Here is a 17,619-nt window from a genome sequence, read left to right as displayed (position 1 = left end):
ACAGGTCGGCATTCCTGCCGATCGGTGATGATCAGACCCTACAAGCCGGGTCCGACATCGGCCCCGCAGTTTCTCCAACGTACGGGGGCCACCTCGATGATTCCCGGGCGGCGGGATTTTGACCCCGTCCGACCGGTGCGGTCCATGGGCCCGCTCAGCCGCCGGAGAGGACCCTGACCAGGTCTTCTGCGGTGCGACAGCGGTCCAGCAGCTCCTTGACGTGATTTCGCGTTCCGCGTAGCGGTTCCAGGGTTGGGACCCGCTGGAGCGAATCGCGCCCCGGGAGGTCGAAGATCACCGAGTCCCAGCTCGCCGCGGCGACGTCGTCGGCGTACTGCTCCAGGCAGCGGCCCCGGAAGTACGCGCGGGTGTCCTCGGGCGGGCTCGTACGGGCCCGCTCCACGTCGGCCTCGTCCAGGAGCCGCTTGATGCGGCCACGGGCCGCCAGACGGTTGTAGAGGCCCTTCTCGGCCCGTACGTCGGCATACTGGAGGTCGAGGAGGTGCAGCTTGGCGGCGTCCCAGTCGAGGTCGTCGCGGCGCCGGTAGCCCTCCATGAGTTCTTTCTTGGCCACCCAGTCGAGCTCCCCCGACAGGCTCATGGGGTCGTTCTCCAGGCGGTTGAGGGTGTCCTCCCAACGGGTGAGGACGTCCTTGGTCTGGTCGTCGACATCGGAGCCGTAGCGCTCCTCCACGTATTTACGGGAGAGCTCGTAGTACTCCATCTGCAGCTGGACGGCGGTGAGCGTGCGGCCGCTGCGGAGAGTGACGAGGCGCTTGAGGGTGGGGTCGTGGGAGACCTGGTGGAGCGTGCGCACCGGCTGGTCGACGGCCAGGTCGACCGCGATGAAGCCGTCCTCGATCATCGAGAGCACGAGAGCCGTCGTGCCCAGTTTCAGGTACGTCGAGATCTCGGACAGGTTCGCGTCGCCGATGATCACGTGCAGGCGGCGGTACTTCTCCGCGTCCGCGTGGGGCTCGTCCCGGGTGTTGATGATCGGCCGCTTCAGGGTCGTCTCCAGGCCGACCTCGACCTCGAAGTAGTCCGCGCGCTGGCTGAGCTGGAAGCCGTGCTCGTGGCCGTCCTGGCCGATGCCGACGCGGCCGGCGCCGGTGACGACCTGGCGGGAGACGAAGAACGGGGTGAGGTGGCGCACGATGTCCGAGAAGGCGGTCTCCCGCTTCATCAGGTAGTTCTCGTGCGTGCCGTAGGAGGCGCCCTTGTTGTCGGTGTTGTTCTTGTAGAGGTGGATCGGCTGGGCGCCGGGGAGCGCGGCGGCTCGTTCGGCGGCCTCGGCCATGATCCGTTCGCCGGCCTTGTCCCAGAGGACGGCGTCCCGGGGGTTGGTGACCTCGGGGGCGCTGTACTCGGGGTGGGCGTGGTCGACGTAGAGGCGCGCGCCGTTGGTGAGGATGACGTTGGCGAGGCCGATGTCCTCGTCGGTGAGCTGGCTGGCGTCGGCGGCCTCCCGGGCGAGGTCGAAGCCCCGGGCGTCCCGCAGCGGGTTCTCCTCCTCGAAGTCCCAGCGGGCGCGTCGGGCCCGGTGCATCGCCGCCGCGTAGGCGTTGACGATCTGGGACGAGGTGAGCATGGCATTGGCGTTGGGGTGGCCGGGAACGGAGATGCCGTACTCCGTCTCGATGCCCATTACTCGCCGTACGGTCATGCGGCCCTCCTTGCCCGGCGGAGCCCTCGGTCGTGGGCTCCGCTCGCGTACCGCTGGCGCTCCGGTGCGTGTGCGGTGCCCGTCCCCGCACTGCGCGACTCGGCGGTAGGAAAGAGCCTAGAACGCCTTTGCACTGGTGGGGAGATCATTTGCGTCATTGCCTTGCTCGCCCTCGGTTCCGGTTTTGGCCGGAAAAACAGTCGGCTGCGGGTACCCGGCTAGGGCACCCGCAGCCGCCCTGTGTCTTACAGGTACTGTCCGGTGTTCGCCACCGTGTCGATGGAGCGTCCGGTGTCCGCGCCTTGCTTTCCGGTGATGAGGGTACGGATGTACACGATCCGCTCGCCCTTCTTTCCGGAGATTCGGGCCCAGTCGTCGGGGTTGGTGGTGTTGGGCAGGTCCTCGTTCTCCTTGAACTCGTCCACGCAGGCCTGGAGGAGGTGGGAGACGCGGAGACCCTTCTGGCTGTGTTCGAGGAAGTCCTTGATCGCCATTTTCTTGGCACGTCCGACGATGTTCTCGATCATCGCGCCGGAGTTGAAGTCCTTGAAGTACAGGACTTCCTTGTCGCCGTTGGCGTAGGTGACTTCCAGGAAGCGGTTCTCCTCGGATTCGGCGTACATGTGTTCCACTGCCGTCTGGATCATGCTTTCGACGGTGGTGGCCTTGCTGCCGCCGTGCTCCCCGACGTCGTCGGAGTGCAGCGGGAGGCGCTCGGTGAGGTACTTGCCGAAGATGTCCTTGGCCGCTTCCGCGTCGGGACGCTCGATCTTGATCTTCACGTCGAGGCGGCCGGGGCGCAGGATGGCGGGGTCGATCATGTCCTCACGGTTCGAGGCGCCGATGACGACCACGTTCTGCAGGCCTTCGACACCGTCGATCTCGGCGAGCAGCTGCGGGACGATCGTGTTCTCGACGTCCGAGCTGACACCGGAGCCACGGGTCCGGAAGAGCGACTCCATCTCGTCGAAGAAGACGATGACGGGGGTGCCCTCGCTGGCCTTCTCCCTCGCACGCTGGAAGACGAGGCGGATCTGCCGCTCGGTCTCGCCGACGTACTTGTTCAGGAGCTCGGGGCCCTTGATGTTGAGGAAGAAGCTCTTGCCGGCGGCCTGGCCGGTCACCTCGGCGACCTTCTTGGCGAGCGAGTTGGCGACCGCCTTGGCGATGAGCGTCTTGCCGCATCCGGGCGGTCCGTAGAGCAGGACGCCCTTGGGCGGGCGCAGTTCGTGCTCCTTGAACAGGTCCGGGTACAGGTAGGGAAGCTCGACGGCGTCGCGGATGGCCTCGATCTGGCCGCCGAGGCCGCCGATCTGCTCGTAGCCGATGTCGGGGACTTCTTCGAGGACGAGCTCTTCGACCTCGCTCTTGGGGACGATCTCGTAGACGTACCCGGAGCGGGGTTCGAGGAGCAGGGCGTCGCCGGGGCGGATGTTCACGTCGAGCAGCGGCTCGGCGAGCCGTACCACCCGTTCCTCGTCCGTGTGCCCCAGGACGAGGGCGCGCTCGCCGTCCTCCAGGATCTCCTTGAGGGTGACGATGTCGCCGATGCTCTCGTACTCCATGGCCTCGACCACGTTGAGCGCCTCGTTGAGCATCACTTCCTGGCCGCGCCTGAGGTCGTCCAGGTCAACGCTTGGGCTGACGTTCACCCGCAGTTTGCGACCGCCGGTGAAGATGTCTGCGGTGCCGTCCTCGTTGGCTTGCAGGAAGACACCGAAGCCGGCCGGCGGCTGTGCGAGTCGGTCGACCTCCTCCTTGAGGGCCACGATCTGGTCGCGGGCCTCGCGGAGGGTGTTCGCGAGTCGCTCGTTCTGGGCGGACACGCCGGCCAGGTTCGTCTGCAGCTCGACGATCCGCTCTTCGAGAATCCTCGTGTGTCGCGGAGAGTCGGCGAGCTTGCGTCGCAGGACGGCGATCTCCTGCTCAAGGTAAGCGATCTGCCCGGCCGGGTCGTCGGACCCTCGTCCCGGGCGGATGCCGCGGTTCATGTCGTCGTCGTGGGCTGCCACGGTCCTCACCTCCTCCAAGGGGAGCTGGACGCTTCCAGACCCTACCTGGGTGGGTGTCGATTGAAACCCCTAGATCACAAAGACTGTCAAGGTGTGTCGTCGGTCACCCGTTGCGTTCTCCCTCGTGCCGGGTGGATACCCACTCAACGCGATTCAGAAGCGGCGTGTTCCAGGCCCGGAGCGGTCAAAACCCTTCGTGACTGACCGGAGTTGTCCGATCCGATGCCGGTTCAGGGGTTGTGCCCCGGTGGCGCGTTCCTTACACAGAGCGACCGGTCGGGCCGTGAATGTGACGGTGGATACGGGTCGCGGGTTGGCCGAAGTCGATCGATCCGGTGGCCGGGCGCCGTCGCCCCGCGCGGTCGGACGCGCCGTGCGCGCGGGCGCGGGGCGCCCGGCAGGGGGCTGCGGCGCGGGGCGCGGGGGCGCCCGGGCCGGGCTCTGATGGCGGCTCCGGGTCGGCGCTCCGGTTCCGGTGTCGGGGGCGGGTACGGGGCGGGCGGTGGCCGCCGGAGGGGTGCTCCGGCGGAGGTAGGGTCGAAGGCGTTCAACACCCGCCGGGGCGGGACCGGGTGACCCCCGGGTCCGGCCGCCCGGCGCTTTCGACGGCAGGAGAGATGACCGTGCAGCAGGAGGCCCTGGCCGGCGGCGAGGCACTCGAGGTCTGGATCGACCAGGATCTGTGTACGGGCGACGGGATCTGCGCCCAGTACGCCCCGGAGGTGTTCGAGCTGGACATCGACGGTCTGGCCTATGTGAAGGGCTCGGACGACGAGCTGCTGCAGGCGGCGGGCGCGACGGTGCCCGTGCCGTTGCCGCTGCTCACGGACGTGGTGGACTCGGCGCGGGAGTGCCCGGGCGAGTGCATCCACGTGCGCCGGGTCGCGGACCGGGTCGAGGTGTACGGGCCGGACGCGGAGTGACTTTCCGGCCACCCCGCGTGGCCCGTACGTCCCGGTGGCGCGGCCGTCAGACGCTGTGGGCGGCCACCGGGGTGGAGCGGACGAACGCGTGGCCGTTCCACTGCCACTTGGCGGCGGTCTTCACGTCCGGACAGCAACTGGGCACATCGTCCGAGGAATAGCCGAGCAGGGTGGCGGTGACCGTCCCGGCGGCGACGGTGAAGTCGGTCACCGTGAACCGGTCCTTGGGGTCGACGAGGGTGGCCACGACCCGGGGTGCGGTGGCGTCGGCGGCCTGGGTGAGGACGTAGACCCCGTCGGGCGGGGTGCCCATGGCCGAGTCGCAGTGGACCACCGCCACGGTTTCCGGTCTGCCGTCGCCGTCGAGGTCGCCGGTGGCTTTCTTGACGACCTTCTCCTTGACCGGGCCGCAGTCGAGCGGGAAGTCCACGCCGGTGGTGCTGGGCGGCGCGGCGGCCGCAGGGGCGGGCTTCGGATCGCTGTTCGCGGCGGGCTGGGCGGCCTTGGCCGAGCCCGGCTGGAGGAGGGACGAGAGAGCCACGACGCCGGCCACCGCGGTCGCGGTGGCGAGCCAGTGCATGGGACGGGTGTCGGTGTGAGCGAGCTCCGGGACCACGGATTGCTGCACTAGGAGTGTCTCCTGTGAGGCCTGTGCCGGTGGGGGTGGCCTGCATAGTGCCACACGTCACAGTGGGAGGGAACGGGCGGGGTGGGCTTCCGCGGCCGGTGGGGCGCCGCGGCCCTGGTGCCGGGTCAACGCGCGAGCGCCGCCGCCGAGTTCCGGTGGGGTCCGGGGAACTCGGCGGCGGCGCTCGTACGTTACTGCGGTGACGGGACGGGTCAGCGGCCGGCGCCTCCGTCGGCGTTGGGGCCGTCGTAGTCCTCGCCGTAGGCGCCCTTGGCGGGGCGGCGGCGGCGCATGGGCGGCTCGACGCCGTCGGCGAGGCGGCGGGCGGTGAGCAGGAAGCCGGTGTGGCCGATCATCCGGTGGTCGGGGCGGACCGCGAGGCCTTCCACGTGCCAGTTGCGGATCATCGTCTCCCAGGAGGTCGGCTCGTTGAAGCAGCCGATCTCGCGGATGGACTCGACGGTCCGGGCGAGCTGGGTGGTGGTGGCGACGTAGCAGCACAGGATGCCGCCGGGGACGAGCGCCTTGGAGACGGCCTCCAGGCACTCCCAGGGGGCGAGCATGTCGAGGATGACGCGGTCGACGTCGGTGTCCGACAGGTTGTCCTGGAGGTCGCCGACGGTGAGCTGCCAGGCCGGGTGCGGGCCGCCGAAGTAGCGTTCCACGTTCTGCTGGGCGATCTCGGCGAAGTCCGCGCGGCGCTCGTAGCTGTGCAGCATGCCCTGGTCGCCGATGGCGCGCAGCAGGAAGCTGCTGAGCGAACCGGAGCCGACACCGGCTTCGACGACGCGTGCGCCGGGGAAGATGTCGGCGAAGGACAGGATCTGCCCCGCGTCCTTGGGATAGACGACGGCTGCCCCGCGGGGCATGGACAGGACGTAGTCGGGGAGCAGGGGGCGCAGCGCGAGGTAGGCGACGTTGCCGGTGGTGCGGACAACGCTGCCCTCGGGAGCGCCGATCAGTTCGTCGTGCGGGAAGGAGCCCTTGTGGGTGTGGAAGTTCTTCCCGGCTTCGAGTGTGAACGTGTAGTGGCGACCCTTGGGGTCGGTCAGCTGTACCTGGTCCCCGACCTTGAAGGGCCCGCGCCTGCGGGCGGCACCGGTCGGTTCGGACATGTGAACAGCCTACCGGGGTTTGCGCAGGGCACCGACCACCGTGCGGCCCTACCGCCGTGGGGCCGGCGGCGGATCCCTGGGGCGGATGGGGCGCGTGGAACCACCGCGTGAGGCCGTGGCGTCAACACGAGGGTGACGCCGGCGAGCGGGGGGAGCGGGCCGTGGCGGTGGGGGTCGGAGACGGGTCGGACGCGGCCGGGGCACGGCTCTGGGGCGTGCTGCTGGTGGCCGGGGCGGTGGTCTCGGCGTACCTCTGCTGCTACCTGTTCGCCGTGGCGCTGCCGACGACCATGCGCGAGTACCGGGAGTACCGGGCGGCCGCGGTCTGCTCGGACCCGCTGCCGGCCGGACCCGCCGAGGACTGCCTGCGCACGGTCACCTTCACGGTGCGGGACACGGTGGTCGAGGGCCGGCGGGGTCTGCTCCCCCGGCGGCACGTGCGTTTCGAGGCGACCCTGTCCGGCACCCGCTACTGGAACGGCGCGGTCGCGTTCGGCGACCCGGGACCGGTGCTGCGGCAGCTCCGGACCGGGGACCGGGTCGGCGGCGTCGTCTGGCGGGGCGCGGTCACGCGGCTCGTCCGGTACGACGACGAGCAGGCGACGGCCGACGAACCGCGCGACGAGCCGCAGATGTTCGCCGGACTCGGCGTGACGGCGGCCCTGCTGGCGGCGCTGGCGCTGGGGTTCGGCGTCCTGCGGCTGGTCCGGCCGGACGACCTGGGGCCCTGGACCTGGCGCCCGGTGGGCCGCTGGCTGCTCGGCATCGTGCTGGTCGCCGGGCTCGGCTGGGCCTACGGCGCGCTCCTGCTCCATGTCCCCTGGCAGGCGGTGGCCCCGGTCGCCGTGGCGCTCACGGCGCTCATGTCGGCGGTCCTCTTCACCGTCCGGCGACTGCGGCGGCGCCGGGCTCCGGCCGCGCCCGGGGACGTCTGGCCGCCGCGCTAGGAGCGGCTCTCTCAGCTGGGGCGGGCCATCGCCCGCACGAAGGCCCGCTCGACGTCGGCGGCCGACAGGACGCCGTAGATCTCGCCGGTCTCCTCCACGACCAGGTACTCGGTGGCGGGGGTGGCGCGCAGGACGTCCAGGAGGTCCTCTCCGGCGAGTTCCGCGGAGACCCGCATGCCGTCGGTGAGGTCCTGGGCGAGGCCGCTGACGGCGACCCAGGGGCGGCGGTGCTCGGGTACGCCGACGATGGCGGCCTCGCGGACCAGGGAGAGCGGGTTGCCGTCGGCGTCGACGACGACCAGGGCGCGGGCGCCGGCGGCGTTGGCGCGGCGCAGGGCCTCGGAGAGCGGGGTGTCGGTCTCGACGGGGACGGCCCGCCGGGTCAGGGTGCGGGCGCGCAGCTCGGGGAGGTGTTCGCGCAGCCGGGCCATGCGCAGGCTGTTGCCGGCGCCGGTCCAGATGATCGCGGCGAGGATGGCGGCGAGCAGGGCGTCGGTGACGGTGTCCATGCCGCCGCCGGTCTCCTCGGCACCGCCGCCGAAGGCGCCGGAGTAGTTGAGGAGGGGGAGGCCGATGAGGACGGAGACGGCGAGCGCGCGGCCGACCCAGGCGGCAGCGACGGTGCCGCTCATGGGTTTGCCGGTGATCTTCCAGACGACGGCGCGGAGCATCCGGCCGCCGTCGAGGGGCAGCCCGGGCAGGAGGTTGAAGGCGGCCACGATGAGGTTGGAGACCATCAGGCCGGCCAGCAGGACGCCGGGGACGGTGCCGGGCTCGACGGGCTGCATGGCGAGGTAGAAGACGCCGGACAGGACGAGGGAGAGCAGCGGGCCGACGAAGGCCAGCACGAACTCGCGGCCGGGGGTCTCGGCCTCCTTCTCGATCTCGGAGACGCCGCCGAAGAACTGGAGCTGGATGCGGCGGACCGGGAGTTTGAAGCGGATCGCGGCGACCGTGTGGGCCAGTTCGTGGACCAGGACGGAGGCGTAGAAGGCGACGGCGAAGAAGAGGGAGACGAGGTAGCGGGCGGCGCCGAGTTCGGGCAGGACGCGGTCGAGCTGGCCGCCGAAGACCCAGGTGATCAGGGCGGCGACGAGGAACCAGCTGGGGGCGACGTACACGGGCACGCCGAAGGGGCGCCCCATGAGCAGCCCGCCGCCGGGTTCCTTGGGCCGCTGCGGCGGCCGCCCCTTGCTCATTCCCGAGTCGGCCAGGGCCCGCCCGTCGGATTCACCGGGGGTGCCGGGGGCGTCGGGGGGCGAGTCCGCGCGGGCGTCGGAGACGGGGGCGTCGGAGGCCGGGGCGTCGGCGGGGGCGTCGGCGTGTGTGTCCTCGGGCGTGGCCGGTTCCGGGGCCTCGTCGGTCTCCGGCCCGGCCGTCGGCGCCGTGGGCTCCTCGGCGGACGGCGCCGGCGACGGTTTCCCGGTGCGGGCGGGCGCCTCGGTCTCCGGGGGAGCCGTCGGGGCGTCGGCCGGGTCCGGGCCCCCGTCGGTGGTCGGGGCCGTAGGGCCTGCGGGGTGTTCGGTCGGTTCGGCCGGTTCGGCGTTCTCCGACCGGGGCTGCCCGCTCCCGCCGCTCACGTCCACGGTGTCCCCTCGTTAGAAACGTCGTCTGTGGTCGATGGTATGCGGCCGTCGTGACGCGTTTCGCCCCGGCACCCCTTGTGTTGGCCGGGCCGTCGCGCGGGTTGGGTGACTGTCAGTGGCGGGCCGTATGGTCTGTGGTCATGGAGAGCAGCATCGAGGACACCCCGCAAGGCCCGGGCGCGGACGTCGCGCAGGGGGAAGAGCCGGTCACGGCGGTGGCGGGGCCGACGGCCCGGCCGCCCGCCTCGTTGTCGCCCTCGCGGGCCAGTGACTTCATGCAGTGTCCGTTGCTGTACCGGTTCCGGGTGATCGACCGGCTGCCGGAGAAACCCAGCGAGGCGGCGACCAGAGGGACGCTGGTGCACGCGGTCCTGGAGCGGCTCTTCGACGCCCCGGCCGCCGACCGGACCGCGCCGCGGGCCAAGTCGCTGATCCCGGGGCAGTGGGACCGGCTGCGGGAGCACCGGCCTGAGGTCGGTGAGCTGTTCGCGGACGACCCCGAGGGCGAGCGGCTGGCGCGCTGGCTGGGCGAGGCGGAGCAGCTCGTCGAGCGCTGGTTCACGCTGGAGGATCCGTCCCGGCTGGAGCCCGTGGAGCGGGAGCTGTTCGTGGAGACCGAGCTGGAGTCGGGGCTGCGGCTGCGCGGGATCATCGACCGGGTCGACGTGGCGCCGACGGGCGAGGTGCGGATCGTCGACTACAAGACGGGCAAGGCGCCGCGGCCGGAGTACGCCGAGGGCGCGCTGTTCCAGATGAAGTTCTACGCGCTGGTGGTGTGGCGGCTGAAGAACGTGGTGCCGAGGCGGCTGCAGCTGGTCTATCTCGGCAGCGGTGACGTGCTGACGTACGACCCGGTCCCCGCCGATCTCCAGCGGGTCGAGCGCAAGCTGCTCGCGCTGTGGGAGGCGATCCGGGAGGCGACGGAGTCGGGTGAGTGGCGGCCGCGTCCCACGAAGCTGTGCGGCTGGTGCGACCACCAGGCGCACTGCCCGGAGTTCGGCGGCACTCCCCCGCCGTACCCGCTGCCGGTGAGGTCGGCCGAGTCCGGGGACGTGCCGCAGGGCAGAATGGGCGCGGACTAGCAGAAGGAGACTCACCGTGGCCATCCGCGTCCTACTGGTCGACGACCAGCCGCTGCTGCGAACCGGGTTCCGGATGATTCTGGAGGCCGAGCAGGACATCGCGGTCGTGGGCGAGGCCGGAGACGGCCTGCAGGCCCTCGACCAGGTGCGCGCCCTCCAGCCCGATGTGGTGCTGATGGACATCCGGATGCCGCGGATGGACGGCGTGGAGGCCACCCGGCAGATCACCGGGCCCGGCCGGGACGGCCCGGCGAAGGTGCTGGTGCTGACCACGTTCGATCTCGACGAGTACGTGGTGGAGGCGCTGCGCGCGGGGGCCAGCGGGTTCCTGCTGAAGGACGCCCCGGCCAACGAACTGGTGCAGGCGATCCGGGTGGTGGCGAACGGCGAGGCGATGCTGGCGCCGAGCATCACGCGCCGGCTGCTCGACAAGTACGCGACCCATCTGCCGTCCGGCGAGGAGCCGGTGCCGGACACCCTGCACACCCTCACCGACCGTGAGGTGGAGGTGCTGAAGCTGGTCGCGCGGGGGCTGTCGAACGCGGAGATCGCCGCCGACCTGTTCGTCAGCGAGACCACCGTGAAGACCCATGTGGGGCATGTGCTGACCAAGCTGGGGCTGCGGGACCGGGTGCAGGCGGCGGTGTACGCGTACGAGAGCGGGCTGGTGCGCCCCGGGGCGCAGTAGGCGACGGACACCCGGTCATCACGTACGGCGAAGGGGGGCCCCGGCGGGGGGGGGGGGGGCCCAGAGCCCGAGAGGCGGGGCGGGGCGGGGGGGGGGCGCGGGCGCGGGCCCCCACCGGGGGGGGGGCGGGGGGGGTGGGGGGGCGCCGGGGGGCGCGTGGGGCCCCCCCCCCCGGCTCACCCGGGCGGGGCCGGGGCGCCCCGGCGGGGGGGCGGGGCCCCCCTTCGCCGTACTGAAGGTCCGTCAGCTGCTGGAGCCGCGGCCGAGCTCCCACAGCTGGAGGCTCGCGGAGGAGTTGAGGGCGTAGGCGACGCCCGTGATGTCGTCGCGGGCGGCGACGTACTGCTTGCCCTGCCAGAGCGGCAGCACCGGGACGTCGTCGGCGACGTCGTCCTGGATCTCGGTCAGGCTGCTGGTGGCGTTGGCCCGGTCGGCCGCGCGGCGGGACTCCGGGATCAGGGTGTTGATGATCCGGTTGTTGACGTAGGGCGACTTGAGGAAGTTGTCCTTGTCGAGGAACGGCGCGAGGAAGTTGTCGGCGTCCGGGAAGTCGGGGAACCAGCCCATGCCGTAGACGTCGTAGTCGCCCTTGCGCTCGTCCGTCTGGTACGTCGACCAGGGGTGGCCCTCGATGCTGACGTCGAAGAGGCCGCTGCCGTTGAGCTGCTGCTTGAGGACCTCGAACTCCTGCTTGGTGGCCGGACCGTAGTGGTCGGTCGTGTAGTGCAGGGTCAGCTTCACCGGGGTGGTGATGTTGGCCGCGGTCAGCAGGTTCTTCGCCTTGGAGACGCTGGGGTCGCCGTACTTGTTGAAGAAGGAGTTGGAGTGGCCGGTCACGGAGGCCGGGACCAGCGAGTACAGCGGCTCGGCCTGGGAGCCGTACACCTTGGAGACGAGGCCGGCCCGGTCGACGAGCTGGGCCATGGCCTCACGGACAGCCTTCGACTTGACCGTGGACGCGTTGGTGTTGAAGCCGAGGTAGCGGATCTCCAGACCGGACATCTCGACCAGGTCGATGTTGGAGCTCTTGCCGGTGCTGAGCTTGTTGATCTGCGACGGCGACATGGTGCGGGTCATCACGTCGATGTCGCCCTTGTCGAGCGCCTCGCCCATGGCGTCGGCGTCCTTGTACGAGCGCAGGACGACCTGCTCGTTGTTCACCTTCACGCTGCCCTTGTAGTTCGGGTTCTTGGTGAAGGTGGCGGAGACGAGTTCGTCGTTCTTGACGTCGGCCTTGAAGCTGTAGGGGCCGGAGCCGTCGATGTCGAAGCCGTCGCGGAGCTTGTCCTTCTCGTAGTCCTTCGGGTTCAGGATGCCCGCGACCGGAGTGGACAGCTTGTACGGGAAGGTGGCGTCAGCGGTCTTGAGGTGGAAGATGACCTCGCGGTCGCCCTGGGTCTCGATGGTGTCGATGTTCGTGAGGAGGCCGTAGACCCCACTGTCCGACTTGATGCGCAGGGCGCGCTCGATGGACCACTTGACGTCCTCGGCGGTGACGGAGTTGCCGTCGGAGAACTTCAGGCCCTCACGCAGCTTGCAGGCGTAGCGCTCACTGCCGCTGTCGGTGAAGGAGCAGCTCTCGGCCGCGTCGGGGACCGGGTCGCCCTCGCCCTTGGGCTGGGACATCAGGGTCTGCACGGTCTGGCGCAGGATGTTCCAGCCGCCGACGTCGTACGAGTAGGCGGGGTCGACCGGCGCCGGGGCTTCCTTCGTGGCAGTGAACCCGTCGGTGGTGCCGACGACGATCGCGTCGTTGCTGCTGCTTCCACTGCCGGAACCACCGCAGGCGGCGAGGACCGGAGTGAGCAGACCGACCACGGCCGGCAGCACCAAAGTCTTACGGTTCATGCTCGAAGTTCTCCAGAGCTGATCGTGTCCGTGTATCCCGCATACATGGGGTGTCGAAGCGGATCACGGGGGTTGCGGCGATGTTCTCGCGACGAGATTAGTGCGCACCCGCAGGAGGGTTCGCAGGCGCGTGAGTTGAGGTCCCATCACGGAGTGGAACCAGTTGCGGACAGACCGAAAACCCGACAGCGGCAGGATTAGTGCAGGCTCTCCCCAATCGGGACACAAGGTCGCCGCGTTTCCCCCCGAACGGGGGCGTGCGGCACAGCCGGGCAACGTTGTCGAGCGCCTGGCACGTGGGGAACGTCACACAGTAAAATGTGTGAGCCGCTATCGGAATTCAGCCGGTCGAACGGGTGCGAATTCCGTGGCGCGACCCGGGCCGGGATTTCACCCAATGCTGTTTGCACGCTGGGTGAACGGCTAGCGCATTTCCGTCATCAGTCCGCGCAGAAATGCCAGGTCGACCTGTTCCAGGGAGGTGACCACGGTACGCCGCTCGGCGGGGGCGATAGGCGCGACGGACGGGACGGCGACGACCTGGCAGCCGGCGGCCTCGGCGGCGGCGACTCCGGTCGCGGTGTCCTCGACCACCGCGCACCTGGCCGGATCCACGCCCAGACCGGCGGCGGCCAGCAGATACGGGTCCGGGTGGGGCTTGGTGCGCGAGACCTCGTCGCCGGCGACGGACAGGCTGAAGTGGTGGGTGCCGAGCCCGGTCAGGACCCGGTCGATGATGCGCCGGTGCGAGGCGGAGACCAGGGCGGTGGGGATCTGCTGCTCGTAGAGTTCGGCGAGCAGCCGCCGGGCGCCCGGCATCAGCGGCAGGCCGCCGTCGAGGCGTTCCTCGAAGCCGTCGTTGAGCAGCACGCTGAGCTCGGCGAGCGTGATGGCCGCGCCGGTAGCCTCGATGAGGAACCCGGCGCTGCGGGTCATCGGGCCGCCGACCACGACATGGCGCCAGGAGTCGTCGAGGGTGTGGCCGAGGCGGGCGAAGATCTCCACCTCGACGTCCCACCAGAAGCCCTCGGTGTCCACCAGGGTGCCGTCCATGTCGAGGAGCACCGCCTGAAGGGCCGAGCCTTCGGCCGTCCGGGTTCCGAGCGCGGGGACCGTGCTGGTCATCCACGTACCTCCTTGAGGGACGATCAGGCCGGTTCCCATGCGGGGAACCGGCCTGCTGTGGACCGACCAGTGTACGACTTATCCGATCAGTGTGCTCTGTGGGACACGTCTCGGTGTCGGCGCGCCGCTCAGCGCGCGTTGAAGTACTTCGCCTCCGGGTGGTGGATGACGATGGCGTCCGTGGACTGCTCGGGGTGCAGCTGGAACTCCTCGGAGAGGTGCACGCCGATCCGCTCGGGCTGGAGCAGGTCGGCGATCTTGGCACGGTCCTCCAGGTTGGGGCAGGCGCCGTAGCCGAGGGAGAAGCGGGCGCCCCGGTACTTCAGGGCGAACATGTCCTCGATGTCGCCCGGGTCCTCGCCCGCGAAGCCGAGTTCGGAACGCACCCGCGCGTGCCAGTACTCGGCGAGGGCCTCGGCCAGCTGGACGGACAGGCCGTGCAGTTCGAGGTAGTCGCGGTAGGCGTTGGCCTCGAAGAGCTTGGCGGTCTGCTCGCCGATGCGGGAGCCGACGGTGACGACCTGGAGGCCGACCACGTCCGTCTCCCCGGACTCCTCCGGGCGGAAGAAGTCGGCGAGGCAGAGGCGGCGGCCGCGGCGCTGGCGCGGGAAGGTGAACCGGGTGCGTTCGTTGCCGCGGTCGTCCAGGATGATCAGGTCGTCGTCCTTGGAGACGCACGGGAAGTAGCCGTAGACCACGGCCGCCTCCAGCAGGTTCTCCGTCTGCAGCTTGTCGAGGAGCCCGCGCAGCCGGGGGCGGCCGTCGGTCTCGACGAGTTCCTCGTATGTGGGTCCCTCGCCGGTGCGGGCCTGCTTGAGGCCCCACTGGCCCTTGAAGAGGGCGCCCTCGTCGAGCCAGCTCGCGTACTCCTTGAGCTGGATGCCCTTGATGACGCGGGTGTCCCAGAACGGCGGGGTGGGCACCGGGTTGTCGACGGCGACGTCGGAGCGGACGTGGCCCTCCTCGGGCCGCTCCTCGGCCTCGACGGTCGCGGCCGGCCGCACCCGGCGCTGCTTCAGCTCCGGCAGGACCGCGCCGGGCAGCCCGCGCTTGACGCCGATGAGGGCGTCCATCAGGCGCAGGCCCTCGAAGGCGTCCCGGGCGTAGCGGACCTCGCCCTCGTAGAGCTCGTACAGGTCCTGTTCGACGTAGGCGCGGGTGAGGGCGGCGCCGCCGAGGATGACCGGGTAGGAGGCCGCCAGACCGCGCTGGTTGAGCTCCTCCAGGTTCTCCTTCATGATCACCGTGGACTTGACCAGCAGGCCGGACATGCCGATGACGTCGGCCCGGTGCTCGTCGGCGGCCTCCAGGATCGCGGAGACGGGCTGCTTGATGCCCAGGTTGACGACGTTGTAGCCGTTGTTGGACAGGATGATGTCGACGAGGTTCTTGCCGATGTCGTGCACGTCGCCGCGGACGGTGGCGAGGACGATGGTGCCCTTTCCTTCCGCGTCCGACTTCTCCATGTGCGGTTCGAGGTGGGCGACGGCGGACTTCATGACCTCGGCGGACTGCAGGACGAACGGCAGCTGCATCTGGCCGGAGCCGAACAGCTCGCCGACGACCTTCATGCCGTCCAGGAGGGTCTCGTTGACGATGTCGAGGGCGGCGCGGGTGGTCAGCGCCTCGTCGAGGTCGGCCTCCAGACCGTTCTTCTCGCCGTCGATGATGCGGCGCTTGAGGCGCTCCTCCAGCGGGAGGGCGGCCAGTTCCTCGGCCTTGCCGGCCTTGAGGGACTTGGCGGTGGCGCCCTCGAAGAGCTGCATCAGCTTCTGGAGGGGGTCGTAACCCTCGGCGCGGCGGTCGTGGATGAGGTCGAGGGCCGTCTGCACCTCCTCCTCGCTGAAGCGGGCGATCGGCAGGATCTTCGAGGCGTGCACGATCGCCGAGTCCAGGCCCGCCCTGACGCACTCGTCGAGGAAGACGGAGTTCAGCAGGATGCGGGCGGCCGGGTTGAGGCCGAAGGAGATGTTGGACAGACCGAGGGTGGTCTGGACGTCCGGGTGGCGGCGCTTGAGCTCGCGGATCGCCTCGATGGTGGCGATGCCGTCCTTGCGGGACTCCTCCTGACCGGTACAGATGGTGAAGGTCAGGGTGTCGATGAGGATGTCCGACTCGTGGATGCCCCAGTTCCCGGTCAGGTCGTCGATGAGCCGTTCGGCGATCTCGACCTTCTTCTCCGGGGTGCGGGCCTGGCCCTCCTCGTCGATGGTCAGCGCGATCAGCGCGGCGCCGTGCTCCCGCGCGAGCTCGGTGACCTTGGCGAAGCGGGACTCCGGGCCGTCGCCGTCCTCGTAGTTGACGGAGTTGATGACCGCGCGGCCGCCGAGCTTCTCCAGGCCGGCCCGGATGACGGGGACCTCGGTGGAGTCGAGGACGATCGGCAGGGTGGAGGCGGTGGCGAAGCGGCCGGCCAGCTCCTCCATGTCGGCGACGCCGTCGCGGCCGACGTAGTCCACGCAGAGGTCCAGCATGTGGGCGCCCTCGCGGATCTGCTCGCGGGCCATCTCCACGCAGTCGTCCCAGCGGGCGGCCAGCATGGCCTCGCGGAACTTCTTGGAACCGTTGGCGTTGGTGCGCTCGCCGATGGCCAGGTACGAGGTGTCCTGGCGGAACGGCACCGTCTGGTAGAGGGAGGCGGCGCCGGGCTCGGGGCGCGGGCTGCGCTCGGGCGGGGTGACGCCCCGGACCCGCTCCACGACCTGGCGCAGGTGCTCGGGGGTGGTGCCGCAGCAGCCGCCGATCAGGGAGAGGCCGTAGTCCCGGACGAAGGTCTCGTGGGCGTCGGCCAGCTCCGGCGCGGTCAGCGGGTAGGTGGCGCCGTTCTTGCCGAGGACCGGCAGGCCCGCGTTCGGCATGCACGACAGGGCGATCCGGGAGTGCCGGGAGAGGTAGCGCAGGTGCTCGCTCATCTCGGCGGGGCCGGTGGCGCAGTTCATGCCGATCATGTCGATGCCGAGCGGCTCCAGCGCGGTGAGGGCGGCGCCGATCTCGGAGCCCAGCAGCATGGTGCCGGTGGTCTCCACGGTGACGGAGACGATGATCGGGACGTCCAGGCCGGAGAGCTCACGGGCGCGCTGGGCACCGATCACGGCCGCCTTGGTCTGCAGCAGGTCCTGGGTGGTCTCCACGATCAGCGCGTCCGCGCCGCCGCTGATCAGGCCCTCGGCGTTCTGCTGGAAGGCGTCCCGGATCGTGGTGTAGCCGATGTGGCCGAGGGTGGGCAGCTTGGTGCCGGGGCCGATGGAGCCGAGGACCCAGCGCTGGCGGCCGTCGCGGGCGAGGTAGCCGTCTGCGGTCTCCCGGGCGATCCGGGCGCCCGCCTCGGACAGTTCGAAGACCCGCTCGGGGATGTCGTACTCGGCCATCGCCGCGTGGTTGGCGCCGAAGGTGTTGGTCTCGACGCAGTCCACGCCCGCGTCGAAGTACGCCTCGTGGACCGAGCGGACGATGTCGGGGCGGGTGACGTTGAGGATCTCGTTGCAGCCCTCGAGCTGCTGGAAGTCGTCCAGCGTGGGGTCCTGCGCCTGGAGCATGGTGCCCATGGCTCCGTCGGCGACCACCACACGGGTGGCGAGCGCCTCACGGAGCGCGGACACACGGGTCCGGCTGTCGGCGGAGGGGGACGGCGGCGACGAGGCCATGAAGGGCTCCCTTGGATGCGACGGCTGTCGGCTATGCGGTCCCCCGGGGCGGGCCCGGCAGGGACGCACTGCGCCAGCCTAACCGGGTGTGGGCTTGGATGGGCAGGACGTCCATGTGGCGGACGAGTGAGACGCGGGACCGTCATGGGATCCTCACCCCCCCGGCCGACCGGGCACGGGCTCGTCACAGAGAGGTCACGTGTGTGCCCGGTGAGGTGACCGGATTCCCACGTGTGATGTAACAGGTGTCGACGGACCATTAGCGGTCCGTCGACATGGACCGGTAGTGTTCGACATTGCCGAACGATGGTTACGCCGTCGTTGCGGTGAGGGTCGTTGGGACGGAGGACAGGAC

Annotated in this window: 12 protein-coding genes; 4 read left to right on the top strand and 8 right to left on the bottom strand. The window is 70.3% G+C overall.

Translation table 11 applies throughout. The features are described from left to right. Window positions 1-154 precede the first annotated feature (154 nt). Complete coding sequence (gene dop, locus ACGFZS_RS28575; protein ID WP_393797524.1) at window positions 155-1,666, bottom strand: depupylase/deamidase Dop; 1,512 nt, start codon at window positions 1,664-1,666, stop codon at window positions 155-157. A 245-nt stretch (window positions 1,667-1,911) separates the two neighbouring features. Next, window positions 1,912-3,678 (bottom strand): proteasome ATPase, encoded by a 1,767-nt coding sequence (gene arc / locus ACGFZS_RS28570; protein WP_393797523.1) that lies wholly within the window; start codon window positions 3,676-3,678, stop codon window positions 1,912-1,914. A 617-nt stretch (window positions 3,679-4,295) separates the two neighbouring features. Between arc and ACGFZS_RS28565 the strand changes: the two genes are divergently transcribed. Further along, window positions 4,296-4,601 (top strand): ferredoxin, encoded by a 306-nt coding sequence (locus ACGFZS_RS28565; RefSeq protein ID WP_393797522.1) that lies wholly within the window; start codon window positions 4,296-4,298, stop codon window positions 4,599-4,601. Between the two features lie 46 nt (window positions 4,602-4,647). Here ACGFZS_RS28565 and ACGFZS_RS28560 read toward each other — a convergent pair whose 3' ends face one another. Both ACGFZS_RS28560 and ACGFZS_RS28555 read right to left on the bottom strand, forming a co-directional pair. Next, window positions 4,648-5,229: a hypothetical protein gene (locus tag ACGFZS_RS28560; RefSeq protein WP_393797521.1), complete on the bottom strand. Its 582-nt coding sequence runs from the start codon at window positions 5,227-5,229 to the stop codon at window positions 4,648-4,650. A 212-nt stretch (window positions 5,230-5,441) separates the two neighbouring features. Continuing rightward, window positions 5,442-6,344: a tRNA (adenine-N1)-methyltransferase gene (locus ACGFZS_RS28555; RefSeq protein ID WP_089103073.1), complete on the bottom strand. Its 903-nt coding sequence runs from the start codon at window positions 6,342-6,344 to the stop codon at window positions 5,442-5,444. Window positions 6,345-6,505: 161 nt separating this feature from the next. Here ACGFZS_RS28555 and ACGFZS_RS28550 point away from each other — a divergent pair, with 161 nt between their 5' ends. Beyond that, a complete protein-coding gene (locus ACGFZS_RS28550; RefSeq protein WP_393797520.1) occupies window positions 6,506-7,291 on the top strand; it encodes a hypothetical protein in 786 nt (261 codons plus the stop codon). A gap of 11 nt (window positions 7,292-7,302) precedes the next feature. On the opposite strand, the gene ACGFZS_RS28545 is transcribed toward ACGFZS_RS28550, so the two are convergent. Beyond that, a complete protein-coding gene (locus tag ACGFZS_RS28545) occupies window positions 7,303-8,877 on the bottom strand; it encodes a site-2 protease family protein (protein WP_393797519.1) in 1,575 nt (524 codons plus the stop codon). Window positions 8,878-9,017: 140 nt separating this feature from the next. Between ACGFZS_RS28545 and ACGFZS_RS28540 the strand changes: the two genes are divergently transcribed. Both ACGFZS_RS28540 and ACGFZS_RS28535 read left to right on the top strand, forming a co-directional pair. After that, window positions 9,018-9,959: a RecB family exonuclease gene (locus ACGFZS_RS28540; RefSeq protein WP_393797518.1), complete on the top strand. Its 942-nt coding sequence runs from the start codon at window positions 9,018-9,020 to the stop codon at window positions 9,957-9,959. Between the two features lie 16 nt (window positions 9,960-9,975). After that, complete coding sequence (locus ACGFZS_RS28535; protein WP_030608351.1) at window positions 9,976-10,647, top strand: response regulator transcription factor; 672 nt, start codon at window positions 9,976-9,978, stop codon at window positions 10,645-10,647. Window positions 10,648-10,890: 243 nt separating this feature from the next. Here the strand turns inward: ACGFZS_RS28535 and ACGFZS_RS28530 are convergent, their stop codons facing one another. The 3 genes from ACGFZS_RS28530 to metH all read right to left on the bottom strand — a co-directional run bounded on the left by ACGFZS_RS28530 (window position 10,891) and on the right by metH (window position 17,264). Beyond that, window positions 10,891-12,495: an ABC transporter substrate-binding protein gene (locus ACGFZS_RS28530; protein ID WP_393797517.1), complete on the bottom strand. Its 1,605-nt coding sequence runs from the start codon at window positions 12,493-12,495 to the stop codon at window positions 10,891-10,893. Between the two features lie 423 nt (window positions 12,496-12,918). Beyond that, window positions 12,919-13,620, bottom strand: a complete 702-nt coding sequence (locus ACGFZS_RS28525) for an HAD family phosphatase (RefSeq protein ID WP_365685497.1) — start codon at window positions 13,618-13,620, stop codon at window positions 12,919-12,921. 128 nt (window positions 13,621-13,748) lie between these two features. Further along, entirely contained in the window at window positions 13,749-17,264 is a 3,516-nt protein-coding gene (metH, locus tag ACGFZS_RS28520; RefSeq protein WP_393661533.1) for a methionine synthase, read from the bottom strand. Window positions 17,265-17,619 lie beyond the last annotated feature (355 nt).

This window comes from Streptomyces sp. NPDC048288 (genome assembly GCF_043201555.1).
GTDB lineage: Bacteria > Actinomycetota > Actinomycetes > Streptomycetales > Streptomycetaceae > Streptomyces.
This window is presented reverse-complemented; position numbering and strand designations above follow the sequence as displayed.

Excerpts from the sequence above, each read along its gene's own strand:
- dop (WP_393797524.1), bottom strand. The coding sequence starts at position 1,666 with ATGACCGTACGGCGAGTAATGGGCATCGAGACGGAGTACGGCATCTCC.
- ACGFZS_RS28565 (WP_393797522.1), top strand. The coding sequence starts at position 4,296 with ATGACCGTGCAGCAGGAGGCCCTGGCCGGCGGCGAGGCACTCGAGGTC.
- ACGFZS_RS28555 (WP_089103073.1), bottom strand. The coding sequence starts at position 6,344 with ATGTCCGAACCGACCGGTGCCGCCCGCAGGCGCGGGCCCTTCAAGGTC.
- ACGFZS_RS28540 (WP_393797518.1), top strand. The coding sequence starts at position 9,018 with ATGGAGAGCAGCATCGAGGACACCCCGCAAGGCCCGGGCGCGGACGTC.
- ACGFZS_RS28530 (WP_393797517.1), bottom strand. The coding sequence starts at position 12,495 with ATGAACCGTAAGACTTTGGTGCTGCCGGCCGTGGTCGGTCTGCTCACT.
- ACGFZS_RS28525 (WP_365685497.1), bottom strand. The coding sequence starts at position 13,620 with ATGACCAGCACGGTCCCCGCGCTCGGAACCCGGACGGCCGAAGGCTCG.
- metH (WP_393661533.1), bottom strand. The coding sequence starts at position 17,264 with ATGGCCTCGTCGCCGCCGTCCCCCTCCGCCGACAGCCGGACCCGTGTG.